The organism is Nonomuraea sp. NPDC048881 (genome assembly GCF_040649795.1).
Lineage (GTDB): Bacteria > Actinomycetota > Actinomycetes > Streptosporangiales > Streptosporangiaceae > Nonomuraea.
In genome coordinates this window covers 156,979-183,175 of record NZ_JBEZGC010000003.1, presented here as the reverse complement: position 1 = coordinate 183,175, position 26,197 = coordinate 156,979, and the positions used below count along the sequence as shown (strand labels likewise).

At 73.3% G+C, this 26,197-nt stretch carries 19 protein-coding genes; 8 read left to right on the top strand and 11 right to left on the bottom strand.

Annotated elements, in window-relative coordinates:
• Positions 1–53: 53 nt before the first annotated feature.
• Positions 54–3,461: a phosphodiester glycosidase family protein gene (locus AB0C33_RS11690; RefSeq protein WP_358286304.1), complete on the bottom strand. Its 3,408-nt coding sequence runs from the start codon at positions 3,459–3,461 to the stop codon at positions 54–56.
• Positions 3,462–3,566: 105 nt separating this feature from the next.
• Here AB0C33_RS11690 and AB0C33_RS11685 point away from each other — a divergent pair, with 105 nt between their 5' ends.
• Positions 3,567–4,760, top strand: a complete 1,194-nt coding sequence (locus AB0C33_RS11685; RefSeq protein ID WP_358286302.1) for a cytochrome P450 — start codon at positions 3,567–3,569, stop codon at positions 4,758–4,760.
• Here AB0C33_RS11685 and AB0C33_RS11680 read toward each other — a convergent pair.
• Positions 4,720–6,969, bottom strand: a complete 2,250-nt coding sequence (locus AB0C33_RS11680; RefSeq protein WP_358286300.1) for a hypothetical protein — start codon at positions 6,967–6,969, stop codon at positions 4,720–4,722. The two genes, AB0C33_RS11685 and AB0C33_RS11680, sit on opposite strands and share 41 nt — an antisense overlap.
• Before the next feature lie 319 nt (positions 6,970–7,288).
• Here AB0C33_RS11680 and pulA point away from each other — a divergent pair, with 319 nt between their 5' ends.
• The 3 genes from pulA to AB0C33_RS11665 all read left to right on the top strand — a co-directional run bounded on the left by pulA (position 7,289) and on the right by AB0C33_RS11665 (position 11,658).
• The gene (pulA, locus tag AB0C33_RS11675; protein ID WP_358286298.1) at positions 7,289–9,868 is read left to right on the top strand and encodes a pullulanase-type alpha-1,6-glucosidase; all 2,580 of its coding nucleotides are present in this window, start codon (positions 7,289–7,291) and stop codon (positions 9,866–9,868) included.
• Between the two features lie 156 nt (positions 9,869–10,024).
• On the top strand, positions 10,025–10,735 hold the full coding sequence (locus AB0C33_RS11670; protein ID WP_358286296.1) for a hypothetical protein: 711 nt from the start codon (positions 10,025–10,027) through the stop codon (positions 10,733–10,735).
• A gap of 200 nt (positions 10,736–10,935) precedes the next feature.
• Entirely contained in the window at positions 10,936–11,658 is a 723-nt protein-coding gene (locus tag AB0C33_RS11665; protein WP_358010508.1) for a VIT1/CCC1 transporter family protein, read from the top strand.
• A 78-nt stretch (positions 11,659–11,736) separates the two neighbouring features.
• Here AB0C33_RS11665 and AB0C33_RS11660 read toward each other — a convergent pair whose 3' ends face one another.
• From AB0C33_RS11660 to AB0C33_RS11635, 6 genes are all read right to left on the bottom strand, one after another.
• Positions 11,737–12,375, bottom strand: coding sequence for a LysE family translocator (locus AB0C33_RS11660; RefSeq protein WP_358286294.1), 639 nt, complete (start codon positions 12,373–12,375; stop codon positions 11,737–11,739).
• Positions 12,372–12,908 carry a hypothetical protein gene (locus tag AB0C33_RS11655; protein WP_358286292.1) on the bottom strand — a complete coding sequence of 179 codons (537 nt, stop codon included), beginning with the start codon at positions 12,906–12,908 and terminating at the stop codon, positions 12,372–12,374. The genes AB0C33_RS11660 and AB0C33_RS11655 overlap by 4 nt, the downstream gene beginning before the upstream one ends.
• A 19-nt stretch (positions 12,909–12,927) precedes the next feature.
• Entirely contained in the window at positions 12,928–13,284 is a 357-nt protein-coding gene (locus AB0C33_RS11650) for a spore germination protein GerW family protein (protein WP_358286290.1), read from the bottom strand.
• A gap of 27 nt (positions 13,285–13,311) precedes the next feature.
• The gene (gene zwf / locus AB0C33_RS11645) at positions 13,312–14,679 is read right to left on the bottom strand and encodes a glucose-6-phosphate dehydrogenase (protein WP_358286288.1); all 1,368 of its coding nucleotides are present in this window, start codon (positions 14,677–14,679) and stop codon (positions 13,312–13,314) included.
• A gap of 2 nt (positions 14,680–14,681) precedes the next feature.
• Complete coding sequence (pgi, locus tag AB0C33_RS11640) at positions 14,682–16,313, bottom strand: glucose-6-phosphate isomerase (protein ID WP_358286286.1); 1,632 nt, start codon at positions 16,311–16,313, stop codon at positions 14,682–14,684.
• Positions 16,314–16,448: 135 nt separating this feature from the next.
• Positions 16,449–18,155, bottom strand: coding sequence for an IlvD/Edd family dehydratase (locus tag AB0C33_RS11635; RefSeq protein WP_358286284.1), 1,707 nt, complete (start codon positions 18,153–18,155; stop codon positions 16,449–16,451).
• A gap of 62 nt (positions 18,156–18,217) precedes the next feature.
• Here AB0C33_RS11635 and AB0C33_RS11630 point away from each other — a divergent pair, with 62 nt between their 5' ends.
• Together AB0C33_RS11630 and AB0C33_RS11625 are read left to right on the top strand one after the other, a co-directional pair.
• Positions 18,218–20,521, top strand: a complete 2,304-nt coding sequence (locus tag AB0C33_RS11630; protein ID WP_358286282.1) for a phosphoketolase family protein — start codon at positions 18,218–18,220, stop codon at positions 20,519–20,521.
• Positions 20,497–21,675, top strand: coding sequence for an acetate kinase (locus AB0C33_RS11625; RefSeq protein ID WP_358286280.1), 1,179 nt, complete (start codon positions 20,497–20,499; stop codon positions 21,673–21,675). The genes AB0C33_RS11630 and AB0C33_RS11625 overlap by 25 nt, the downstream gene beginning before the upstream one ends.
• Before the next feature lie 7 nt (positions 21,676–21,682).
• Here AB0C33_RS11625 and AB0C33_RS11620 read toward each other — a convergent pair whose 3' ends face one another.
• From AB0C33_RS11620 to AB0C33_RS11610, 3 genes are all read right to left on the bottom strand, one after another.
• Complete coding sequence (locus AB0C33_RS11620; protein ID WP_358286278.1) at positions 21,683–23,107, bottom strand: PAS domain S-box protein; 1,425 nt, start codon at positions 23,105–23,107, stop codon at positions 21,683–21,685.
• Between the two features lie 40 nt (positions 23,108–23,147).
• Positions 23,148–23,576: an ATP-binding protein gene (locus AB0C33_RS11615; protein ID WP_358286276.1), complete on the bottom strand. Its 429-nt coding sequence runs from the start codon at positions 23,574–23,576 to the stop codon at positions 23,148–23,150.
• A gap of 93 nt (positions 23,577–23,669) precedes the next feature.
• Positions 23,670–24,314 carry a response regulator transcription factor gene (locus AB0C33_RS11610; RefSeq protein ID WP_358286274.1) on the bottom strand — a complete coding sequence of 215 codons (645 nt, stop codon included), beginning with the start codon at positions 24,312–24,314 and terminating at the stop codon, positions 23,670–23,672.
• A gap of 229 nt (positions 24,315–24,543) precedes the next feature.
• Between AB0C33_RS11610 and AB0C33_RS11605 the strand changes: the two genes are divergently transcribed.
• Positions 24,544–25,026, top strand: coding sequence for a cation:proton antiporter regulatory subunit (locus tag AB0C33_RS11605; RefSeq protein ID WP_358286272.1), 483 nt, complete (start codon positions 24,544–24,546; stop codon positions 25,024–25,026).
• A gap of 8 nt (positions 25,027–25,034) precedes the next feature.
• A complete protein-coding gene (locus AB0C33_RS11600) occupies positions 25,035–26,195 on the top strand; it encodes a cation:proton antiporter (protein ID WP_358286270.1) in 1,161 nt (386 codons plus the stop codon).
• The last annotated feature ends 2 nt before the right edge of the window (positions 26,196–26,197 follow it).

Sequence of the window (26,197 nt, the reverse complement as noted above, 5' to 3'; positions counted from 1 at the left end):
GTATCTGGGAGGGGTTTCGGCCGGGGAGGGTGGTTCCTCCCCGGCCGGGGGCCTCAGGCGGCGGCCTTGGCGGTGAGCGCCACGGTCGCCTGGCGGGTGACCCCGCTGACGGTGACCGCGACCGTCACCTGTCCCGTCCGCAGGGCCGTGATCGTGCCGGTGCCCGGGTCGAGCACCGCCACGTGCCACGGCTTGGCCGTCTGGCGGGTGCCGACGTGCAGGTTGGGCGAGCCGGACCAGGTGACCGAGACCGGGTAGGCGGCCGGGACGGCCCGGTCGTCCTGCCGGATCGCCGCCGTGACCGGCGCGGGCGCGCCGACGGCGACGGTCGCGGGCGCGGTCAGCGTCAGCTCGTCCACGTGCGGCCGCACCTGCGTGCCGATCCAGTCGGGCGCGTCGGTGAACCAGTTGCGCCGGACGTGCTCGGCCTCGGCGGGCGTCACGGGGTCCACGCCCCACAGCGACCAGCCGGTGAAGCCGCCGTCCTCGGGGGCGGTGGCCGGGTTCTTGCCGGAGTTGCCGTTGATGAAGTACGGCACCGCGTCCACGCGCGAGGCGTTGAACGTGCCCACGTGCCCGCCGATGAAGGCCGCGCCCTTGCCGGTGTCGCGCTGGAAGCCGGCCAGCCAGCCCTCGACCAGCGCGGCCTCCTTCCGGTCGCCGAGCTGGCTGCCCTTGCCCGGCGTGGGGTCGCGCGGCGGCACGTGGAACAGCACGGCGACGGATCCGACGGAGGCGTCCTTCGCCGCCTTGTCGAGCTCGGAGCGGAGCATCGCGACCTGGTCGTAGCCGCCGCCGCGCAGGTTCAGGCGGGAGGTGTCCAGGGTGACGAAGCGGGTGCCCTTGTGGTCGAAGGTGCCGTACGTGTCGCCGAAGACGGCCTTGAAGTTGTCGATCTTGCCGCCCATGACCTCATGGTTGCCGGGGATGTAGTGATATTTCAGCTCTCCTCCCAGCTCCTCGTCGAGGATCTTCTTCGCCAGCGCGAAGTCCTCCGGCGACGCCTCGTCCACCAGGTCGCCGTTGATCAGCAGGAAGTCGGGCTTGGCGGCCTTGATCTCCTTGAGCGTGCGGCGGGCGTTCCTGACGATGTCGCTGTCGGGGTTCCTGGCCACGAACTGGGCGTCCGACATGACCGCGAACCGCCAGGGCGCCTTGGCCACGTCCGCCTTGACCACCGGGTCGGCGACCTTGGGCACGGCGGGCGCGGTGATCGACGGCGGCACCTTGGCCACCAGGCCGTCGATCAGGATGTCGTTGCTGTACTTGGCGTCGGCCCGGGTCTCGGCCACGTAGAAGCGCCGGAGCTTGAGCGGGTAGTTGACCCCGGCGGGCACCGGGAACTCGACGTACTGCCAGCCGGTCCACGTCATGTACGGCCCGCGCAGGATCTGCGACTGGCCGAGCGCGTCGTAGAACTCCAGGCTGGGCCACTCCCCCTTGCCGGTGGAGTTGATCCACAGCCCGAACGCCTGCGGCTGCCCGTCCACCACGATCTGCTGCGGCGGACTGGCGTACGCGGCCCGGGTGGCGGTCGAGGTGGTGAAGTCGTAGGACAGCTTGAGCCCGCCGCCGCTCTGGCCCGGCGCGGCCGACAGCGAGCCGGTGGCGCGGGCGGCGGCGAAGGTCCACTTGGCCGCGTCCTCGAAGTCGGCGACCGGCTTGGACTCGAAGCCGACCGTCACCGGCACGGCCGTGGTGATCTTGCCGACCTTGGCGGTGATCAGCCCGGAGCCGGTGGCCTGCCGGGCCTTGACGGTGAAGTAGCCGTGCTCGGCCGGGGTGACCTCGAACAGGTTCCGGTCGTAGTCGAGGGTGAGGTCGTCCGGCTCGATGGGCGCGGAGTTGCCGTTGTGGTCGTAACCGACGACGCCGAAGGCGGCGCTGCCGTCGGCGCCCGAGATGCCGAGCCGGTCGGCCGTGGCGCCGAGCCGCTGCAGCGGCTGGAGCACGGTCAGGCCGATCGTGCCCTTGGCACCGCCGCGCGCGGCGGTGACCGTGGTCTGGCCGGGCACCAGGGCGTGGAACCTGCCGTTCCTGATCACGCCGTGCACGGCCGGGTTGGCCCGCCAGGACGGCGTGCCGGCCGCGGGGCCGTACGTCTCGTCGTAGCCGGCGGCGGTCAGCCGCCTGGTCAGGCCGGGGAAGACGCGGTCGGGACGGCCGCCCGCGACCGGGCCGACGCCGGGCGCCTTGGCCGGGTCGCTCGCGGTCTCCAGCCAGAAGCCCTTGAGCTTGCCGCTGCCCTCGGGCGCGTACAGCGCCAGGCCGTTGGGCACGTGGCGCTCGCCGCCGTCGGAGGGGCTGTTCTCCACCTGCACCTCGGCCGAGCCGGGCTCGCGCGCCAGCAGGGTGGAGGAGCCGCCGCCGTCGAGGTTGAGCGCGTTGGCCGCGCCCAGGTCCACCATCATGGCGGCCAGCTCGTTGAGCGTGACGCCGCGGCTGTCGGCCTGGCGGCCGTCCACGGTCAGCAGGTACATCTTCCTGCCGTCGGCGGAGAAGCCCACGGCGGTGCGCGGGTGCGCGGCCGGGTCACCGCTGTTCTGCACGACGCCGTCCTTGACCAGGACGTAGTTGCCGCCGACGGCCGCCTTGACGGCGGCGCCGTCCGACGCCTTCGGCTGGTACTTCACGTCCACGCGGTCGCCGGCCTTCAGGGCCGACAGGGCGGCGGCGCCGGCGTCCCGGCCGAGCAGGATCGTGGTGCCGGCCGGGATGGGCCCGGTGCCGGCGGCGTTGCGCACCTCGGTGACCACGCCGTCCACCAGCACGACCTCGGCGACCGTGGCGGCGCCCTCGACGGCGCGGGCCCGGCTGTAGGAGCCCCACAGCGGCGTGAACAGGCCGACGCCGCCGTTCTGCACCATCTGGTTGAACTGGGTGAGCGCGATCGGCACGCCGCCGGAGGGCGTGGCGGTGCCCTCGAAGTACATCTTGAGCACCCGCCCGACGCCGTCGCCGCTGACGGCGACCGCGTTGTCGTGCCCGGCGGCCGGCGACTGGACCAGCGTGCCGTCCTGCACGCCGATGCCCTGGGCGGCGCCGGAGTTGTTGATGTCGAAGAAGTCGCCGTTGACCGCCGCCACCGCGCGGGAGCGCCCGGCGGGGCCGGACAGCGGCTCGGTCTTGGTCACCTCGCCGGAGAAGACGTAGTCGGCCCTGGGGCCGCCCTTGCCGCCGCCGAGGTCGGCGGTCAGCGCGTCGGCGCGCAGCCAGCCCAGCGCGTCGTAGGTGTCGAACGAGGTGAGCGAGAGGCCCGGCGCGACCGGCCGGGTCCTCTTGGCCGTCTCCAGCCGGGGCTGCCCGGCGGTGGCCTGGCTGATCAGCGTGGAGGGCGGCGGGTAGGAGGACGCCTTCAGCGCGTCCTCGGCGGGCGGGGCGGGGTCGGCCTGCGCGGGCGCGCTCAGGGCCACCGGCCCTAACACGAGCGCGGCGGCGGCCAGGAAACGGAGGGTCTGCACGACCGAACTCAATCGTTCGTGGATATAAGTTTCAAGACTTCGGAGTGAACTAAAAGAAAATTTCAGATCTTGTGGCGTCCCGGGCCACGCCGGACGATGGGACGCGTGGATCGACAGGCGCTCTACCGCGACCCGTACCCGCTCTACGCCCGCGCCCGCGCCGCCCCCGGGCTCACCTTCGTCGAGGAGCTGGACGCCTGGCTGGTGGCCCGGCACGACGACGTGCGCGAGGCGCTGTCCAGGCCGGACGACTTCTCCTCCCAGGGCGCCCTGCGGCCCGACGTGATCCCGAGCCCGCGGGCCTTCGCCGAGCTGGCCGGGGTGCCGGGCGGCGCGCCCGTGGTGCTGAGCACCGACGGCGAGGCGCACCGGCGCTACCGCAGGCCGCTCACCCGCGGCCTGTCGCCCACCCGGGTGGCCGCCGCCCTGCCGTTCGTCACCGCCACGGCCGCCGACCTGGTCACCGCGTTCGTCAAGGCGGGCGGGGGCGAGTGGATGTCCCGCTACGCCAGGCCGCTGCCCGCCGCCGTGATCGGCCACCTGCTGGGCCTGGACGCGGCCGACGTGCCCACCGCGATCAGGGGCGGCTTCCGGGCCGAGGACCTGTTGTTCACCCCGATGCCCGAGGACGAGCAGATCGCCGCCGCCCGCGACGTGGCCGCGCTGCGGCGGCTGCTGGCCGCCCACGCCGCCCGTTCAGGCGAATCCGCCGACCTGACCGGCGAGGTGGTGCGAGGTCTGGCGCCCGGCCCCGGCGAGCCGACGCCCGTCCAGCGCGACGAGATCGCCTCCAACGTGGAGAACGTCATGCTCGCCGGGCATCTCACCACGACCGCGCTGCTCGGCTCGGTCGTGCACCGCCTGCTGCGCGACCGCCGCCAGTGGGAGCTGCTGTGCGCGAGCCCGGCCGAGCTGATCCCGGCCGCGATCGAGGAGGCCGCCCGGTACGAGGCGCCCGTCCAGGGCTTCCGTCGCCGCGTCACCAGGCCGCTGACGCTGGCCGGCACGCCTTTGGACGAGGGCTCGACGGTCTTCGTCTCCTTCGCCTCGGCCGGCCGCGACGAGGCGGTGCACGAGCGGCCCGACGTCTTCGACATCACCCGGCCGCGCGCCCGTCATCTGGCGTTCGGCCATGGCGTGCACGGCTGCCCCGGCGCGTTCCTGGCCCGCGAGCAGCTCCGGGTGACGCTGGAGCTGCTGGTGGCCGAGCTGCCCGGCCTCCGGCTGGCCCGCACGGACGTCGTGATGGCCGCCACGCTCATCCACCGCGCGCCCGAGGAGCTTCATCTGACCTGGTGAGCCGGGCCAGGGTCTCCTCGTAGGCCGGGTCGAGCCAGTAGTCGGAGTGCCAGCGCGCCTCGGGCAGCGGCTCGCCCGGCCCCGGCTGGAGCGGGTCCCAGCAGAACCGGTCGACGGTCTGCTCCCCCTCGCCCGCCGGACGCGGCCCGAACGGGTCGACCCGGCGGAAGACCGGCCCCCCGATGGGGTCGCTGAGCCGGTACAGGTTCGTCCAGCGGACGGCGTCGCGCATCGCCGACAGGCCGGGGGTGCCGAAGTAGGCGGGGAAGAAGGCGGCGTACAGGCGGCGCAGCGGCGAGCCGTGGGTGAGCAGCCGGACGCGGGGCCGCAGCTCGGGCCGTACCTGGAGGACGAGCGCGGCGGTGAGCACGCTGCCCTGGCTGTGGCCGGACAGCACCACCTCGTCGTCGGCGGTCCTGGTCAGGGTCTTGACCCGGGCGAGCAGCTCGGGGATCACCCGTTCGGTGTAGCAGGGCGGCGCCAGCGGGTGGATGGCCCTGGGCCAGAAGGTCGAGACGTCCCACAGGATGCCGACCGTGCGGCGCAGCCGCGTGTCGCTGTACGTGCGGCGGCCCAGCAGGACCAGGCCCACGACGATCGCCGTCATGGCCCAGCTCCCGATCGAGGCCAGCAGCCCGGCCAGCCCGCCCACCGGGGCGAACAGGTGGAACCGGTAGATCACTGTCACCGCGCCGGAACCGGCCACGCCGATGCCGGTGAGCACGGCCAGCACGAGCCCGGCGCGGTCGGTGAGGGCGGCCAGCGCCCACTTGCCGGCCACGTCCCGGTCGTAGGCGCCGTAGTAGGGGGTCAGCTTCGGGGTGAGCGCGGCGGCGGCCGACCCGCGGGCCAGCCACAGCTCGGCCGCCACGGCGACGAACCCGATCACCAGCAGCGGCACGAGCGCGGCCGTCCACCAGACCGGGTCGTCGAGGTAGAGCCGGCGGTCGACCGGCCCCGGCTCGGCGACCGAGGCGGGCACGCCGAAGAACGTGGCGGTCCAGAACAGCAGGCCGAGGGCGAGCACGTTGGCGCTGCCGGCCGCCACCATCAGCGTGAACCAGGCCGCCATGCCGCACATCGCCCGCCGCTCGATCGGGTCGCCGGTCTCGGCCGGCCGGTCCATGCGCGCCAGGACGAACGTCGCCACCAGGATGAACAGCCCGAGCCCGACAGTCAGCGCGAACTGGAACGCTCCAACGCCGATGCCGGGCAGCTGCCGCCCCGGCAGCGCGGGCGACATCCCGGCCAGGGCGGCGGCGATCGTGGCCACGAAGGCCAGCGGCCCGGCCACCCGCAGCGCCCGGCACGCGCCGGTGAGCCAGGGCGGGACCGCCTCGCCGGGGGCCAGCCGCCTGGCGATGCCGGGCAGCGCCGCCAGCACGGCGGCGGCGACCTGGACGGCGGCGTTGGCGGCCGTCAGCGCCAGCCCCCGCGGGTCGCCCACGAACGGCGCCGACACCGCCAGGCCGATCGACCCCAGCGCGAAGGCGACGTGCACGGCCCGCAACCGCCACACGGGCGCGCCGCCGTGCCACAACCGCGGCCGGGCCAGCAACGGCCCGGGACGCGAGCCGCCGTCGTGCGGGATGCCGGTCTGCTCGTCGCGCTCCCAGGTGCGCCGCGCCAGCCACCACAGCAGCACGACCACCGCGAACGGCGCCAGCGCGGCGACCGCCAGCCGCCGGGACGGGTCGGCGCCCCACAACTCGCTCATCCAGTGGACCCAGGCGGGCGCGCTCTCGCGGGCGCAGGCCCGGCCGGCCGCGGTGCACTGCCAGCCGACGAGGTCGACGCTCGCCCGGGTGACCGCGCCCACGAGGGTGCCGGTGAGCAGCAGCGCGAACAGCCGCTGCGCCGCCTCGGCCACGTGCCGCAGGCGGGCGCCGGCCGGAGGTCTGGGGAGCATGAAGTAGGACAGGTTGGCCAGGGAGAAGGGCAGCAGGAGCAGCCAGAGCGCGATGGTCCTGCCGCCGGAGGTGAGACCGCCCCAGGCGTAGGCCTCGCGGTGGCGGACGCCGGGCAGGTCGTCCTGCTCGCCGTCGGGCCGGCCGCCGGGCCACCAGCGGCGGTAGAAGCCGGTGGTGGCGTCGCCGGCGATCTGGCGGGGGTGGGGATGGTTGAGGATGCTCGCCGGCGGGGTGCCGGAGACGCCGTGCACACGTAGTTCGGTCATGCCTCCGCAGGTGGGGTCCAGGAATCCGTCCATGAGCCCAGGATCACGCAAAGTCACTGATTACGCAAAGTAATGACACGGTCACGAAAACAGAGACGTGTTCTCCGGACCTCTCCTGGCGGCCAGAGCCCTGCGGGGAAAGCCGCATTTCACGGTCGCCGCCGGGAGGACGTCGCCGCCAAGGCGTGCTCCTTCGGCGGCCACGGCCGGGCGGACGCCGAATACGCCTGCACGGCCATGCTGATGCCCGACGGCGCCGACGTCACCGAGAGCCAGGGCCTGCGCCCGTCCCCCGGCCGAGTTGCGCCGCCCGGCGCGGCGTCCTCGCATGGGCCGCCGCCGGGCGGGCACCATGATCTACGTGACCGCGATCGGCGACGGCGAGGCGCGGGCCCACTGGATCGACAGGGAGACGGTCGTCTGGACGGTGGATCCGTCGCTGACGCACGCGCTGGCCTGTGCCCCGGCCGGCGGCATCGCCTGCCACGACGGCCAACTGACCGGCCATGCCGTGACCGTCCCGCTCACGCCGGGCGCGCTGGACGAGGTTCGGCGGCGGGCGTGGCCGCACCTGGCCGGCGGCACCGTGCTCAAGCTGCGCCCCGAGGACGCCGGGCTGGTGAAGGAGGCGCTGCGCGGCCAGGTGGTGGCCGTGGCCCGCGACGGCTCGGGCGCGGTGGCCGCGGCGACCGGCGTGCAGATCCCGGGCGTGCTCGACGACGTCTACGCCGGGGCCGTGCGCGCCGGGCTCGGGCCGTCCGGACGGCTGCTGCCCCGGCTGGCCCTCTGGGCCCCCACCGCACGGCGGGTGGAGCTGGCGCTCGGCGGCCGCCGGCACACGATGCGGCTGGACGAGGAGACCGGCGTGTGGTCGATCCGCGGCCTGCCCACCTGGTACGGCAAGGACTACACCTACCGCGTCACCGTCTACTCCCCCGCCGCGGGAGGCGTCGTCACGAACGAGGTCACCGACCCCTACAGCCTGGCCGCCGCGCCCGACGGGGTGCGCAGCAGGCTGGTGAGCCTGGACGACCCCGCGCTCAAGCCGTCCGGCTGGGACCGGCTGGCCAAGCCCGCCCCGGTCCCGCTGGACCGCGCGGTCATCTACGAGCTGCACGTACGCGACTTCTCCGCCTCCGACGCCACCGTGCCCGAGGAGCTGCGCGGCACGTACGCGGCCTTCCGCCACGACGGCGACGGCATGCGCGAGCTGCGCGCGCTGGCCGCGGACGGGCTCACCCACGTGCACCTGCTGCCGGTGTTCGACGTGGCCACGATCCCCGAGCGCCGGTCGGACCGCACCGAGCCCGGCTGCGACCTCGCCGCCCTGCCGCCCGACTCCGAACGGCAGCAGGAGATCGTGGCGCTCACCGCGGACCGCGACTCCTTCAACTGGGGCTACGACCCGCTGCACTACACCGTCCCGGAAGGCTCGTACGCGACCGACCCGGACGAGCGGATCAGGGAGTTCCGCGCCATGGTCGCCGCGCTGAACGAGGCCGGGCTGCGCGTGGTCATGGACGTGGTCTACAACCACACCCACTCGGCGGACGTGCTGGACCCGATCGTGCCCGGCTACTACCACCGCCTGCTGGAGGACGGCTCCCTGGCGACCTCCACCTGCTGCGCCAACACCGCGCCCGAGCACGCCATGATGGGCCGGCTGGTGGTCGACTCGGTGCGCACCTGGGCCAGGCAGTACAAGGTGGACGGCTTCCGCTTCGACCTCATGGGCCACCACCCGAAGGCCAACATCCTGGCCGTGCGCGCCGCCCTCGACGCGCTCACCCCCGAGCGCGACGGCGTGGACGGCCGCTCGATCATCCTGTACGGCGAGGGCTGGAGCTTCGGCGAGGTGGCCGGCGACGCCAGGTTCGAGCAGGCCACGCAGGCCAACATGGCCGGCACCGGCATCGGCACGTTCGACGACCGGCTGCGGGACGCGGTGCGCGGCGGCGGCCCGTTCGACGCCGACCCGCGCGTGCAGGGGTACGGCTCCGGCCTGGCCGGCGCGCCCAACGGCGCGCCCGTCAACGGCTCGGCGGAGCAGCAGCGCGAGCGCCTGCGCCACTGCACCGAGCTGGTCATGCTGGGCCTGACCGGCGGCCTGCGCGACTACGTGCTGCCCTCGGGCCGCGCGGGCTCGGAGGTCGATCACAACGGCGCCGCCGCCGGTTACGCCGCCCGGCCGGACGACGTCGTGTCGTACGTGGACGCGCACGACAACGAGACGCTGTTCGACGCGCTGGCCTACAAGCTGCCCGCGGGCACGTCGATGGCCGACCGGGTGCGCATGCAGGTGCTGTCGCTGGCCACGGTGCTGCTGGGGCAGGGGGCGGCGTTCGTGCACGCGGGCAGCGAGCGGCTGCGCTCGAAGTCGCTCGACCGCAACTCCTACGACTCCGGCGACTGGTTCAACCGGCTGCTGTGGGACTGCTCGGCGGGCAACGGGTTCGGCGCGGGCCTGCCGCCGCGGGCGGACAACGAGGCCGCCTGGCCGTACGCCCGGCCGCTGCTGGCCGACCCGGCGCTGCGTCCCGGCTGCGCGGCGATCGGGGCGGCGCGGGCGGCGTTCGGGGAGCTGCTGCGGATCAGGGCCTCGACCCCGGCGTTCGCGCTGGGCACGGCGGAGGAGGTGCGGCGGCGGCTGTCGTTCCCGGCCGGCGGCGAGGGCGTGATCGTGATGCGGGTGGACACCGCGGGGCTGGACCCGCGCTGGGACGCGGTGGTCGTGGTGCTCAACCCCACCCCGTCGCCCTGCACGCGGGCGCCGGGGGCGCCGCCGGGCCGCCGGGTGGGGCTGCACCCGGTGCAGGCGGCGTCGGCGGACGGGGTGGTCAGGCGGTCGTCCTACGACCCGGCGGCCGGCACGCTGACGGTTCCGGCCCGTACGGCCGCTGTTTTCGTCATAAATGCCGAAAAATCCTCATAAATTAAATTCTTTGGTGCCATAACCATGAATAGCGGTTGAGGAATGATCGCATCGCCTGAGGGAACCATTCCTGTGGAAGATGCCCGATCACTGGCTTTGACGCGCCCGACAGCGCAAACTGGCTGGACGGCGATCGCGTGGAGCATGGAGCACCCCGTGGACAATCACCTTGATCACATGCCGGTCCTGTCCCGCGGCAGGCATCGCAACCCGAAGCGCGGCGCCTGTTTCATGGAACTGGCGTCCTACCTGGCCGGCGAGCGGTGGAGCGACCACCCGGCCTGCACCCATCCGCTGCTGGCCGCGCTCGCCCGCCTGGTCAACGACAACACCGGCGACGAGAGCCGCGCCCAGCTGGTCGGGCTCGTGCCGTCCATCATCGGGCTGGCCGGCGACGACCTGCGGATCGACGCGCACATCGCGCTGCGCTGCGCGACCACGGCCCTGCCCGTCGCCGCCGCCGAGCGCCAGCTCGCGCTCGCGGTGTCGGTGCTGGCGGCCGAGGAGATGCTGGCCAGGCTCGACGGCGCGCCGTCCGGCCGGCTGAGCGAGCTGAGCCGCAGGGCGATGGAGCAGGTGCCGCACGCGGCCGAGCAGGCCAGGCGCTTCAGCCGGGCCGCCAAGATCACCGAGAAGGGTTTCCGCCGGTACGCGGCGCCCAACGCGGTGCAGCTCGCCGTGGTCGGCATCGTCCAGGCGTGCATCAAGGATCCCGACGCGCTGCTGCGCAGGCTGCTGGAGGACGCGATCGCCGACTGCGACGCGCTCGTCAACGGCCCGAGGGCCGCCCGATCCGGCGCCGCCCAGCCTGGTTCCGCTCAGCCTGATCCCGCTGAGCCGGCTTCCGCCAGCCCGGCGCACGCCTGACCCCGTCCGCGTCCCTCCGGCTCCCGCGCGCCGCGGGCTCCGGGGGGACGTTCGCGTTTCCGCCCCCGGGCACGTGGTCGCGCGCGCACGGGCGGTGACGCAGCGCGAAAACCGCAGATCAGGCTAGCCTCTCCTTCGTTGCGGATCATGCCGGAAGGGCCTAGATTCCGTGACGAACTGCCAATAAGGGGAGGATTGTCATGACCATTGAGCTTGCCCGGCCCTACTCTCCTGAGAAGCACCACAGCCACCGTGACGTCACCGGCGGCTGGTTGCGCCCGGCGGTGTTCGGGGCGATGGACGGCCTGGTCTCCAACGTGGCGCTCATCGCCGGCGTCGTGGGCGCCGCGGGCGCGGGGCGCGGCGCGGTGCTCGCCGGGTTCGCCGGCCTGGTCGCGGGGGCCTGCTCGATGGCGGCGGGCGAGTACACGTCGGTGCGCTCCCAGACCGAGCTGATGCGGGCCGAGATCGCCGTGGAGCGGCGGGAGCTGGCCCGCAACCCCGACGGCGAGCGGGCCGAGCTGGCCGCCCTCTACCGGTCGCGCGGCCTGGACGCCGACCTCGCCCGCCGGGTCGCCGAAGGGCTGTCGGCCGACCCGGAGCAGGCGTTGCGCGTGCACGTGCGCGAGGAGCTGGGCGTCGACCCCGACGACCTGCCCTCGCCCTACCTGGCGGCCGGCTCGTCGTTCCTCGCCTTCGCCGCGGGGGCGCTGGTGCCGCTGGCGCCGTTCCTGTTCGGGGCGTCGGGGCTGTTCCTGGCGCTGGCACTGAGCATGGTGGCGCTGTTCGGGTTCGGCGCGGCGGTGGCCGTGATGACCGCGCGGCCGTGGTGGCTGGGCGGCCTGCGCCAGCTCGGGCTGGGCGCGGGCGCCGCCGCCGTCACCTTCGGCCTCGGCCACCTGCTCGGCGTCGCCGTCTCCTGACGCGGCCGCGCACCGCTCGTGGCCGGGCCGTCTCCCGACGCGGCCGCGCGCTGTTCATGGCCGGGCCGTCGGGGCCGGTCAAGGGCGGCCGGCGACGGCCAGGTTGACGCCGAGGCCGATGAGCGCGGCGCCGGTCAGCCCGTCCACGGCCTTGCGCACGCCGGGCCGGGCGAACACCCGGCGCAGCGTGCTCACCACGTTCGCCACCGTGAGGAACCAGACCATCGTGCCGCCCAGCGCGACCGCCGACAGCAGCAGCGTGTCGCCGAACGCGGCCCCCTCGCTCACGAAGTTCGGCACCAGGGCCACGAAGAACAGCGCGGCCTTGGGGTTGAGCACGTTGGTCAGAAGCCCCTCGGCGAAGGCCGCCCACGGGCCGCGGTCGGCGGGAGCGGGCAGGCCGAGGTCGAGCGCACCGCCCGTGCGCAGGGCCGCGCGCAGCGCCTTGGCCCCCAGGTAGAGCAGGTAGGCGGCGCCGACGATCTTGACCACGGTGAAGGCCGTGGCCGAGGCCGCCAGCAGCGCGGCCACGCCGGTGCCGGCGGCCATCACCCAGACGGCCACGCCCACGGCGATCCCGGCCGCCGCCGCCATGCCGTGCCCGCGGCCGGACAGCGCCGAGCGGCGGACCACGACCGCGAAGTCGGGGCCGGGCGACATCGCCCCGAGCAGCACCAGGGCGCCGAATCCCACGAACTGCGTCAAAGAGGTCATCATGGCGTCCACCTTACGAGGACCCGGCCCTCGGGGATCAAGGTGGACAGCTCCCACGTCCAGCTCGGCACCGTGATCATCTCGGCCGGATGGTCGAGCGGGACGGGCGTGTCCAGCAGCACGGAGTGCGACGTGAGCGGCAGCCCGCCTTCGGGGACGACGACGCTCACCAGCGGGGTGCGCAGGCTGGGCCCGTCGGGCTCGTCCAGGTCGCTGGACACCCAGGTGGGCTCGCCGTCGAAGAACGTGCACACCAGCGCCCCCGCCGGCGCCGCGCCGGAGTGGCGCAGGGCGCCGGCGGGCAGCCAGGCGTGGTCCCCCGGCAGGTACGCCACCCCTGACACCCGCAGCTCGCCCTCCAGCAGCACGAACTCCTCCCCCGCCAGGTAGTGGCCGCGGCCGGGACGGCTCCACCGGGGCGGGAAGCGGACCAGCGACGTGCCGCCGCCCAGCGGGGCGACCCGCACCGGCAGGTTGGAGCCGGGCAGCAGCGCCTCGTGGCCGGGCAGCCCCGCGTCGAGCAGATCGATGAGCACGTCAGATGATGTGCCCCCGTTACCTCCTGTGACGCCACTTCTTGAAGATGGTCCGGATCGTCAGCACCAGGGCGAGGCCGACGATCTGGCCGCCGAGCACGATCCGGTTGACGTCGACGGCCGGACGCCACTGCACGTCGCCGTCCTTGACGACGAACACCCCGGCGGGGGTGGCGCTGTAGCCGAAGCCGCCACCGCCGCCGCTGCCGAGCTCCTCCCCCTTCTCGTCCCGGCCCTGCCCCTGACCGGCCCCGCCGCCCTGGGCGACCCGGGCGACGGGGATGACCAGGACGTCGCCGTGGTGGATCGGCTCACCGAAGACGCGCCTGACGGTGACGGCGTCCTTCGACTGCTCCAACAGCTCCTTGATGTCCATGGGCCCATCGTTCACCCGGATCGGCCGCTAGTCGAACGTGGTGGAGATCTCGTGCCAGCCGCCCGGCGGGATCTTCTCAGCCGGTTCCGGCCCCCAGGTGCCCTTCTCGTACGGCAGCGGCTGGTCGGGCAGGTCGAGCAGCCGGCCCACGATCCGCCACGACTCCTCCACCAGGTCGAACCGGGCGAACCGCCGCGGGTCGCCGCTGACGGCGTCGGTCAGGATGCGCTCGTAGGCGGCCTCCATCGGCCCGAGCACCTTGGTGAAGTCGACGCTCACCGGCACCGGGATCGTCCGCTGCCGGCCGGGCTCCTTGGCCAGCACGTCGAAGGTCACCCCGGCGTCGGGCTGCAGCCGGAACCTGATGAGGTTGGGCCCCGGCGGCACGTCGCCGCCGCGGAACATCGTCACCGGCGGCTTGCGCAGCTCGGCCACGATCTCCAGGTCGGTGGTGGGCAGCGCCTTGCCCGAACGGATGCACCAGGGCACGCCCGCCCACCGCCAGCTGTCGATGTAGAGCCGCATGGCGACGAACGTCTCGGTGGTGGAGCCGGGCCGGACGCCGGGGGTGTCGAGGTAGCCGTCGTACTGGCCGCGCACGACGTGGGCCGGGTCGACGGCCTGGACGGCGCGCAGCACCCGCCACTTCTCGTCGAGCTGGGCGCGGGCGTCCATGGACGGCGGCGGGTCCATCGCCAGGATGGCCAGCAGTTGCAGCAGGTGGTTCTGGACCACGTCGCGGACCGTGCCGTTGGCGTCGTAGAAGCCGCCTCGGTCGGCGACGTCGAAGTCCTCGGCCATGGTGATCTGCACGCTGCGCACGTAGTTCCGGTTCCACAGCGGTTCGAGCAGCATGTTGGCGAACCGGAACACCATGAGGTCCTCGACCGGCTCCTTGCCCAGGAAGTGGTCGACCCGCCGCAGGTGGTCCTCGTCGAAGTACTTCAGCAGCTCGTCGTTGAGCCTGCGCGCGGAGTCGAGGTCGTGCCCGAACGGCTTCTCCACCACGAGCCTGGCCTCGTCGTTGAGCCCGGCGCCGGCCAGCCCCTCGGCGACGACGGAGAACAGCGCGGGCGGCACCGCCAGGTAGTGGACGAGGAACCCCTTGCCCTCGACCTCCTGCCGCAGCTTCGCGAACGTCCCGGGGTCGCGGTAGTCGCCCGCCACCAGCCGCAGGTTGCCGGCCAGCTTCTCGAACGCCGCGTCCTGGACGCCACCGCACGCCTCGCGGGCGTGCTCGCGCAGCGCGTCGAGGTCCATGTCGGTCTTGGCGACGCCGATGATCGGCAGATCGAGCCTGCCGTCGGCGGTCAGGTGGTAGAGCGCGGGGAGCAGCATCTTGCGCGCGAGGTCGCCCGTGACGCCGAACAGGACCAGCGCGCCCGCCCGCCCCATCTCTAGGCCCGCCTTCCGCGCAGCTCGCGGTACCTGCGCACGAGTTGTTCGGTCGAGGAGTCGGGGAAGGTCTGCGGCGGCTCGTCGGAGGTGAGCGCGGGCGCCACGTCGAGCGCCATCTTCTTGCCCAGCTCGACGCCCCACTGGTCGAAGGAGTCGACGCCCCAGATCGTGCCCTCGACGAACACGATGTGCTCGTAGAGCGCGACGAGCTGGCCCAGTGTGGACGGCGTGAGCTTGGTCGCCAGGATCGTCGAGGTGGGCCGGTTGCCCGGCATCACCTTGTGCGGCACGATCTCCGGCGGCGTGCCCTCGCCCGCGATCTCCTCGGCGGTCTTGCCGAAGGCCAGCGCGCTGGTCTGGGCGAGCAGGTTGGCGGTGAGCTGGTCGTGCATGCCCTCGCGGTCCTCGAACGGCTCGGCGAAGCCGATGAAGTCGGCCGGGACGAGCCGGGTGCCCTGGTGCAGGAGCTGGTAGAAGGCGTGCTGGCCGTTGGTGCCCGGCTCGCCCCAGAAGATCTCGCCGGTCGGGACGGTCACCGGGCTGCCGTCGGCGCGCACCGACTTGCCGTTGGACTCCATGGTGAGCTGCTGGAGGTAGGCCGGGAAGCGGTGCAGCCGCTGGCTGTAGGGCAGCACGGCGCGGGTCTCGGCGCCGAAGAAGTCGGTGTACCAGATGCCGAGCAGGGCCATCAGGACCGGCATGTTGGCGTTGAAGGGCGCGGTGCGGAAGTGCTGGTCCATGCTGTGGAAGCCGGACAGCATCTCGCGGAACCGGTCCGGCCCGACGGCGATCATCAGCGACAGGCCGATGGCGCCGTCGAAGGAGTAGCGGCCGCCCACCCAGTCCCAGAAGCCGAACATGTTCTCGGTGTCGATGCCGAACTCGGCGACCTTGCCGGCGTTGGTGGAGACGGCCACGAAGTGCTTGGCGACCGCGTCCTCGCCCAGCGCGCCGACCAGCCAGGACCGGGCGACCCTGGCGTTGGTCAGCGTCTCCAGCGTGGTGAAGGTCTTGGAGGCGACCACGAACAGCGTGGTGGCCGGGTCGAGGTCGCGCAGGTTGCCCAGGATGTCGGCGGGGTCGATGTTGGAGACGAACCTGGCCTCGACGCCGGCGTCCACGTAGTCGCGCAGCGCCTCGTAGGCCATGGCCGGGCCGAGGTCGGAGCCGCCGATGCCGATGTTGACCACGGTCCTGATCGGCTGCCCGGTGGCGCCCTTCCACTCCTTGGACCTGACGCGGTCGGCGAAGGCGCTCATCTTGTCCAGCACCGCGTGCACGTCGGCCACGACGTCCTGGCCGTCGACGACCAGTTCGGCGTTCTCCCGCATGCGCAGCGCGACGTGCAGGACGGCGCGGTCCTCGCTCACGTTGATGTGCTCGCCGCCGAACATCGCGGCGATGCGCTCGCGCAGGCCCGCCCGCTCGGCCAGGGCCACCAGCAGGTCGATCGTCTCCTGGGTGGCGCGGTGCTTGGCGTAGTCGAGGTAGAGGTCCCCGGCGCTCACCGTCATCCGCCCGGCCCTGCCCGGGTCCTCCGCGAACAGCTCACGAAGCTGCTTTCCCGCCAGCTCCTCGTGATGCTTGCCCAGAGCCGCCCACTCCTGGCTCTGGCTGATGTCGCCGTTCACCGCTTCCTCCTCTTGCGTCGTCAAACCTGATCACATCGTCCCGCACTCGCGGGAGATCCGCTGAGCCGGGCTCCCGTAGGGAACCCCGTACCCCACGGGGAAGATTCCGCGCATGGCGCCGGGCACTCTTTGCTCTCAATGGGACTCCCGGCCGGGGGCGTCGCCGGAGGAGCCCGTCAGGAAGTCGAGGTCGGCGCCGAGGTGCGCCTGGGTGACGTGGTCGACGTACAGGCGCTCCCAGCCGCGGGCCGGCCGGGCGTGGCCGGTCATGACCGGCTCCCTGGCGGCCAGCTCGGCCTCCGGGACGTCCACGTCCAGCCTCCTGGCGGCCACGTCGAGCACGATCGGGTCGCCGGTGCGCACCCGCGACAGCGGGCCGCCGGCCGCCGCCTCCGGCGAGGCGTGCAGGACGACCGTGCCGTACGCGGTGCCGCTCATCCGGGCGTCGCTGACCCGCACCATGTCGCGCACGCCCCTGGCCAGCAGCTTGCGCGGCAGCGGCAGGTTGCCGACCTCCGGCATGCCCGGGTAGCCCCTGGGGCCGCAGCCGCGCAGCACCAGCACCGAGGTCTCGTCGACGTCGAGGCCGGGCGAGTCGAGCCGGGCGCGGGCGTCCTCGACGCCGTCGAAGACGATCGCCCGGCCGCGGTGGCGCAGCAGCTCCGGCGAGGCGGCCGCGGGCTTGATCACGGCGCCGTCGGGCGCGAGGTTGCCGCGCAGCACGGCGATGCCCGCGTCGGGCAGCAGCGGGTCGGAGCGCCGCCGGATCACGGTGTCGTCCCAGATCTCGGCGCCGGCCAGGTGCTCGACCAGCGGCCTGCCGGTGACGGTGATCGCCGCGGGGTCGAGCAGGTCCTCGACCTCCCGCAGCAGGGCGGTCAGGCCGCCCGCCCGGAACAGGTCGTCCATCAGGTGGCGGCCGGCGGGCTGGAGGTCGGCCAGCAGCGGCACGCCCGAGCCGGCCCGGTCGAAGTCGTCGAGGCTCAGCTCGACGCCGAGCCGCCCGGCGATGGCCAGCAGGTGCACGACCGCGTTGGTCGAGCCACCGATCGCGGCCAGCGTCACGATGGCGTTGAGGAAGGAGGCCCTGGTCATGACGCGGCTGGGGCGGCGGCCCGCGTGTACCAGCTCGACGGCCAGCCGGCCGCTGTCGTGCGCGCGTTCCAGCAGGCGGCTGTCGGGGGCCGGGGTGCCGGCCGTGCCGGGCAGCGTCATGCCGAGCGCCTCGGCCATGCAGGCCATGGTGGAGGCGGTGCCCATCGTGTTGCAGTGGCCGCGGCTGCGGATCATGGACGACTCGGAGGCGAGGAACGCCTCGCGGGAGAGCGTGCCGGCCCGCACCTCCTCGCTGAGCCGCCACACGTCGGTGCCGCAGCCGAGCGGCACGCCGCGGAAGTGGCCGGTCAGCATGGGCCCGCCGGGCACGACGAGCGCCGGCAGATCGACCGAGGCGGCGGCCATGAGCAGCGCCGGAACGGTCTTGTCGCAGCCGCCGAGCAGCACCACGCCGTCGATCGGGTTGGCCCGCAGCAGCTCCTCGGCGGCCATCGCGGCCAGGTTGCGCCAGAGCATGGCGGTCGGGCGCACGTTCGTCTCGCCCAGCGACAGGACCGGCAGGTCGAGCGGCACGCCCCCGGCCGCCCACACGCCGTTCGTGACGCTGCGGGCGACCTCGTCGAGGTGGGAGTTGCAGGGCGCGAGGTCGGAGGCGCTGTTGGCGATCGCGATGTGCGGCCGCTCGCCCTCGAACGCCTCGCGCGGCAGGCCGCGGCGCATCCAGGCCCGGTGGATGTAGGAGTTCCTGTCGTCACCGGAGTACCAGAGGGAACTGCGCAGCGCCATGTGACGGCACATTATCGGCAGCCCGGGGATTCAGCACCGCCTGCGGAGGAATGGGCAGGGGCATGGACCACATAGACGCGTACTGGCGGGCGGCCAACTACCTGTCCGTCGGGCAGATCTACCTGCTGGACAACCCGCTGCTGACCGAGCCGCTGCGCCCCGAGCACATCAAGCCGCGGCTGCTCGGCCACTGGGGCACCACCCCGGGGCTGAACTTCTGCTTCGCCCACCTCAACCGGGTGATCTCCGAGCGCGACCAGGACATGATCTACATCGCCGGTCCCGGCCACGGCGGGCCCGCCTCCGTCGCGCACGCCTGGCTGGAGGGTTCCTACACCGAGCGCTATCCGGACGTCTCGCAGGACGTCGAGGGCATGCGGCGGCTGTTCCGCCAGTTCTCCTTCCCCGGCGGCATCCCCAGCCACGTCGCGCCCGAGACCCCCGGCTCCATCCACGAGGGCGGCGAGCTGGGCTACTCCCTCGCCCACGCCTACGGCGCCGCGTTCGACAACCCCGGCCTGGCGGTGGCCTGCGTCATCGGCGACGGCGAGGCCGAGACCGGCCCACTGGCCGCGAGCTGGCACTCCAACAAGTTCCTCAACCCCCGGCGCGACGGCGTCGTGCTCCCCATCCTGCACCTGAACGGCTACAAGATCGCCAACCCCACCGTGCTCGCCCGCATCCCCGAGCAGGACCTGTTCAAGCTCATGGAGGGCTACGGCTACCGCCCCCACCTGGTCGGCCCCTCGCACGAGGAGATGGCCGCCACCCTCGACACCGTCTTCGACGAGCTGGCCGAGTACAAGGACGGCCAGGACCGGCGGCTGCCGATGATCGTGCTGCGCACCCCGAAGGGCTGGACCGGCCCGCGCGAGGTGGACGGCAAGCCGGTCGAGGGCACCTGGCGGGCCCACCAGGTGCCGCTGGCCGGGGTCCGGGAGAACCCGGCGCACCTGGCGATGCTGGAGGAGTGGATGCGCTCGTACCGGCCGCAGGAGCTGTTCGGCTCCGACGGCAGGCCGGTCGAGGAGGTGCTGGCGACGGTGCCGCGGGGACCGCTGCGGATGAGCGCCAACCCGCACGCCAACGGCGGCGAGCTGCTGCAGCCGCTGCGACTGCCGGACTTCCGCCGGCACGCGGTCGAGGTCAAGTCCCCGGCCGCCCAGCTGACCGAGCCGACGCGCGTGCTCGGCGGGTTCCTGCGCGACGTGATCGCCGGCAACCCGCGCAACTTCCGGCTGATGGGCCCCGACGAGACCGCCTCCAACCGGCTGCAGGACGTGTTCGAGGTCACCGACCGGGCGTGGGAGGCCGAGCTGCTGCCCACGGACGAGAACCTGGCCCCGGGCGGCCGGGTGATGGAGGTGCTGAGCGAGCACCTGTGCCAGGGCTGGCTGGAGGGCTACCTGCTGACCGGCCGGCACGGCCTGTTCAACTGCTACGAGGCGTTCATCCACATCATCGACGCCATGTTCAACCAGCACGCCAAGTGGCTGGAGTCGTCGCAGAAGATCGCGTGGCGGCGGCCGGTGGCGTCGCTGACGTACCTGCTGTCGTCGCACGTGTGGCGGCAGGACCACAACGGCTTCAGCCACCAGGACCCCGGCTTCCTGGACGTGGTCGTCAACAAGAAGGCGTCGGTGGTGCGGGTCTACCTGCCGCCGGACGCCAACACCCTGCTGTCGGTGGCCGACCACTGCCTGCGCTCGCGCGACTACGTCAACGTGATCGTGGCGGGCAAGCAGCCGGTGCTGGACCTGTTCACCATGGACGAGGCGATCGCGCACAACACCCGCGGCCTGGGCATCCTGCCGTGGGCCTCCACCGACCAGGGCAGCGAGCCGGACGTGGTGCTGGCCTGCGCGGGCGACGTGCCGACCCAGGAGACGCTGGCCGCCGCGGCGCTGCTGCGCGAGCACCTGCCGGAGCTGAAGGTGCGCGTCGTCAACGTGGTGGACCTGATGCGGCTGCAACCACGGTCGGAGCATCCGCACGGCCTGCCGGACGCCGAGTTCGACACGCTGTTCACCGTGGACCGGCCGATCATCTTCAACTTCCACGGCTACCCCTCGCTCATCCACCAGCTCGCCTACCGCCGCACCGGGCACGCCAACATGCACGTGCGCGGCTACAAGGAGGAGGGCACCACGACCACGCCGTTCGACATGGCCATGCTCAACGACATCGACCGCTACCACCTGGTCATCGACGTCATCGACCGGGTGCCGGGGCTCGGCTCCAAGGCCGCGCACCTGCGCCAGCGGATGAGCGACGCGCGGCTGCGGGCCCGCGCCCACACCAGGGAGCACGGCGAGGACCCGGCGGAGATCAGGTCGTGGACATGGCCGGCCGAATACTCGTCCTGAACACCGGCTCCTCCTCCATCAAGTACGAGCTGGTGGACGTGCGCACCCGGGAGCGGCCGGCGCGCGGGCTGGTGGAGCGCATCGGCGAGGAGCGGGGGCGGCTGACGCACCACGCCGGCGGCGGGCCGCCGTACGTGCGGGAGGAGCGGTTCGCCGGGCACGCCGAGGGGCTGGCGGCGATGCTGGAGGCGTTCGCGCGGGCCGGGCCCGAGCTGGAGCCGGTCGCGGTCGGGCACCGGGTCGTGCACGGCGGCACCCGCTTCACCGGCCCGGCGCTGGTCGACGACGAGGTGATCGCCGCGATCGAGGAGCTGGCGCCGCTCGCGCCGCTGCACAACCCGGTGAACCTGGCCGGGATCCGGGTGGCGCGGGCGGCGTTCCCCGGCGTGCCGCAGGTGGCGGTGTTCGACACGGCGTTCCAGCTCACGCTGCCGCCGCAGGCGTACACGTACGCGGTGCCGCGGGCCTGGCGGGAGCTCGGCGTGCGGCGCTACGGCTTCCACGGCACCTCCTGCGCCTACGTCTCCCGCCGCGCCGCCGCCCTGCTCGGCCGCGACCTGGCCGGCCTCGACCTGGTCGTGCTGCACCTGGGCAACGGCGCCAGCGCGACGGCGATCTCCGGCGGGCGCAGCGTGGACACCTCCATGGGGCTGACCCCGCTGGAGGGGCTGGTGATGGGCACCCGTTCCGGCGACGTGGACCCCGCGATCGCCGGCTACCTGGCGCGGGTGCGCGGCCTGGGCGGCGAGGAGGTGGAGCGCGCGCTCAGCCACGAGGGCGGCCTGCGCGCCCTGGCCGGGACGCTCGACATGCGCGAGGTGCGGGCCCGCGGCGACGAGGAGGCCCGGCTGGCCCTGGAGGTCTACACCCGGCGCATCCGCAAGTACGTGGGCGCGTACTACGCCCTGCTCGGCCGCCTGGACGCCATCGTGTTCACCGGCGGCGTCGGCGAGCACGACGCGGCCACCCGCGCGGAATCCCTGGCCGGGCTCGACCGGCTCGGCATCACCGTGGACCCCGCGCTGAACGCGGCCGGCCCGGCCGGGGAGCGGGCGGTCTCGCCGCCGGGCGCGGAGGTGGCGGTGCTGGTCGTGCCCACGGACGAGGAGTGGGAGATCGCCCGCCAGTCCCTGGAGGTGCTCCCCCGCCGCTGAGCGACGGTCAGGCGTGCGGGACGGCCGGGACCCAGAAGTCCACGATGGTCCCGGCCCCCGGCAGGTCGGTCAGGCTCCACCAGCCGCCCGCGATCTCGGCCCGTTCGCGCATCTCGATCAGCCCGAAGTGGCGCAGCGGCCCCTCGGCGCCCGGCGGCAGCCCGGCGCCGTCGTCGGCGACGCGCACGTGCACGCCGCGGTCGAGCGAGACCAGCGAGAGCCTGATCGAGGTGGCACGGGCGTGCTTGCGCACGTTGGTGATCGCCTCCTGGCAGATCCGGAAGATGGTGACGGCGGCCTCGGGCGGCGGGTCGGCGTCGAGGCGGTGGTCGATCTCGAACGACAGGCCGGTGCCGGCCGTCACCTGCCGCAGGTAGCCGGCCAGGCCCTCGACCAGGCCCTCCTCGTCGAGGGCCGGCGGGCGCAGCTCGAAGGTCAGGTCGCGCAGGCGGGCGACGGCGGCCTCGACGGCCTCGCCGATGCCGCGCACCTCGGCGGCCCGCTCACCGGCAAGGGCGCTCTCCATCGCGCGCAGGCGCATGCCGACGGCGACCATGGACTGGATCGTGTCGTCGTGCACGTCGTAGGCGATGCGCCGGCGTTCGACCTCCTGGGCGCGGACCAGGTGGGCCAGCAGCATGCCGCGTTCGTCGAGGGCGCGGGCCACGTTGCGGCGCTCGGTCAGGTCGCGGGTGACCTTGCCGAACCCGCGCAGCTCGCCGCGGTCGTCGTGCAGGGCGGTGATGACCACGCTGGCCCAGAACCTGGTGCCGTCCTTGCGGACGCGCCAGCCCTCCTCCTCCCACCGGCCGTCGGCGACGGCGACCTCCAGCTCCATGGCGGGTTTGCCGGCCGCGACGTCCTCGGGCGGGTAGAAGACCGAGAAGTGGCGGCCGATGATCTCCTCGGCGCGGTAGCCCTTGATGCGCTCGGCGCCGGCGTTCCAGCTGACGATCCGGCCCTGGGCGTCGAGCATGAAGATGGCGTAGTCGACGACGTTCTGGACCAGCAGGCGGAAGCGCTCCTCGCTGTCGCGCATCGCCTGCTCGGCCAGACGGCGCTCGGTCAGGTCGCCGGTGACCTTGCCGAACCCGCGCAGCAGGCCCCGCTCGTCGCGCAGGGCGGTGATGACCACCCGCGCCCAGAACCGGGCGCCGTCCTTGCGGACGCGCCAGCCCTCGTCGGCCACCCGGCCGACCGCCGCCGCGCGGCCCAGCAGTTGTTCCGGACGACCGGCCGCGACAGCCTCGGGCGGGTAGAACAGCGAGAAGTGCCGGCCGATGATCTCCTCGGCCCGGTAGCCCTTGATGCGCTCGGCGCCGGCGTTCCAGCTGGTCACATGGCCCGCGGGGTCGAGGAGACAGATCGAGTAGTCGACGACGCTGCGGACGAGCAGCTGGATGTCCTCTGACTGCCTGTCTTGACCGGGCATACTGCAGCTTCGCACGGCCCGGCGGCAGACCGAAACTCGATCATGCCCTGGAGCGCTCCTGGGCGGGCGCGACGGCGTGCGGCGCCAGCTCGCACCACACCACCTTGCCGCCTTCGCCGCCCCCCTCGGCGCGGGCGACGCCCCAGCCGGTGGACAGCAGCTCGATGACGTGCAGGCCCCAGCCGTTGTCGGGCCCGGGCTCGCGCGGCTCGGGCAGGCGGTGGCCGCAGTCGCGCACCTCGATCCGCACGTGGGAGGGGGTGCAGCGGATGCGTAAGGCGGGCGGGCCGTCGCCGTGCACGAGCGCGTTGGTCACCAGCTCGGAGACCACGAGCAGGACGTCCTCGCGGCGCCCGCGGTAGCCGCACGCGGCCAGCACCTCACGTGCTCTCTGTCGGGCCGCGGTGATGCTGCCCATCTCTTCCGGCAGCTGGGTGTCCACCTGGTACGGCGCAGCGAAACTGCCCACCCTCCTACTGTCGGGCAGTACAGGACTGATCACGAGACGCAGTGGAACCACCTCTACCGGTGCGGATGAGGGGCGCCGTCTGGTGCGTCTGCGTCAGTCGAGCAACCCTTCCCTGCGCGCGACGGCCACGGCCTCCAGCTTGGACCGGGCCCCGAGCTTCTCCAGGACGTGCTGGACGTGGTTGCGCGCGGTGTTGCGGGCCACGCCGAGCCGCGCGCCGATCTCGTCCGTGCTCGCCCCTTCGGCCAGCAGCCGCAGCGTCTCGCGCTCGCGCGCGGTCAGCGCCGCACCCGGGCTCCGCACCCGGCCGGTCAGCCGGTCGAGCACGCCGGGCAGCAGGCCCGGCGCGAACACCACGCCGCCGGCGGCCACCTCGCGCACCGCCGACTCCAGCTCCTCCAGCCTGGACGACTTCACCAGCAGGCCCGCACCGCCCGCCTCCACCACCCGCGCGGCGACGGAGGCGGTGGCCTCCCCGGTGAGCACCAGCACCCGGGCCCCGGGCGCGACCGCCGCGAACCGGCTGATCGCCTCGACGCCGTCGCCGTCGGGCAGCCGCCGGTCGAGCACCACGACGTCGGGCCGGCGGCGGGCGGCCGCGGCGAGGGCGGCGGCGACCGTGCCCGCCTGCGCCACGACCTCGATGCCCGGCGCCCGGCCGAGCGCCAGGCCGATGGCCTCGGCCACCATCGCGTGGTCCTCCACGAGCAGCAGCCGGATGGAGGAAGTGGTCGGCATGGCTTCGTCTCGCCTCTCCCGCGGCAACGTCCCCGGCATCTTCCCACCCGCGTCCCGCCCGCGCCGCCCGTTCCCGGCGGGCCGGACGGGTGCCGCCGCGGGCGGCCGGAGAGCGCCGGACGGCATGCGAGGGCGGGATACGAGGGCGGGATACGAGGAGGTCAAGCGGGCGGAGACCGTTGGTAGTGTTGTCCAGAAATATGCGTATTTTTTGGGATGGGTGGGATAGGTGGAGGTTGAGCAGACAGCGTTGCCGGGCATCGGGCTTCGGCACGATTTCACCACCCGCGCCGGCCAGCGGGTAGGCATCGTCTCGCACCGCACCGGCCGTCGCGACCTGGTGATCTACGACAAGGACGACCCCGACCGCGCCTGTCAGACGGTCAAGCTGAACGACGAGGAGGCCGACGCCCTGGCCGAGCTCCTCGGCGCCCCCCGCATCGTGCAGCGGCTCAACCAGCTGCACCAGCAGGTCGAGGGCCTGGTCAGCGTCCAGCTCCCCATCCCGTCCGGCTCCCCCTACGCCGGGCGCGCCATGGGCGAGGCCCGGGTCAGGACCCGTACCAGCGCCTCCATCGTCGCCGTGGTCCGCGGCGGCCAGGTGTTCGCCAGTCCCGGCCCCGACTTCGTCTTCCGCGAGGGCGACGTCGTGGTCGTGGTGGGGAGCGCGGACAGCACCGCGGACGTCGCCGGCATCCTGGCTGACGGGTAGGACCGCGGGTGCACGAAACCGCGGTCATCTTTCTCGAGTTCGGTGCTGTTCTTCTGGGTCTGGGGGTTCTGGGCGCGCTCGCGCTGCGCGTCGGCATCTCACCGATCCCGCTCTACCTCATCGCCGGTCTGGCGTTCGGCACGGGCGGCGTGCTGCCGCTGGCGACCAGCGAGGAGTTCATCTCGGTCGGCGCGGAGCTGGGCGTCGTCCTGCTGCTGCTGACGCTCGGCCTGGAGTACAACGCCGACGAACTGGTCACCAGCCTCACGAGCAACGCGCGGGCCGGCATCGTCGACCTCGTGCTGAACGCCGCCCCCGGCGCGATCTGCGCCTTGCTGCTGGGGTGGGGGCCGGTCGCGGCGGTGGCCATGGCGGGCGTCACCTACGCCACCTCCTCCGGCATCACCGCCAAGGTGCTGTCCGATCTGGGATGGATCGGTAACAGGGAGACGCCGACGGTGCTGTCCCTGCTGGTGTTCGAGGACCTGACCATGGCGGTCTACCTGCCGGTCCTCACCACGTTGCTGGCGGGCCTGAGCCTGGTCAGCGGGGCGATCTCGGTCGGCATCGCGCTCGGCACGGTGAGCGTCGTGCTCGTCGTGGCGTTGCGCTTCGGGCGCTTCATCGAGGCGTTCGTGTCGAGCCCCAACTCCGAGGTGCTGCTGCTAAAGGTGGTCGGGCTGGCGCTGCTGGTGGCCGGGCTGGCCCAGCAGCTGCAGGTCTCGGCGGCGGTCGGCGCGTTCCTGGTCGGGATCGCGCTGTCGGGGCAGCTCGCGCACGACGCGCAGGCGCTGCTCGCGCCGCTGCGCGACCTGTTCGCAGCGGTGTTCTTCGTCTTCTTCGGGTTGCAGACCGATCCGGCGAAGATCCTGCCGGTGGCGGGGCTGGCCGCTCTGCTGGCGCTGGTGAGCATGGTGACCAAGCTCCTGACGGGCGCGTACGCGGCCAGACGGGCGGGCATCGGCAAGGCCGGTCAGGCACGGGCGGGCATCGCCCTCATCCCGCGCGGCGAGTTCAACATCGTCATCGCGGGCCTGGCGGTGGGCGCCGGGGCCCATCCCGACCTCGGGGCCCTGGCGGCGGCGTACGTGCTGATCCTGGCGGCGTTCGGGCCGCTGGCGGCCAAGCTCGTCCAGCCGCTCATCACGGCCATCGCGAACAAGGCGTGATC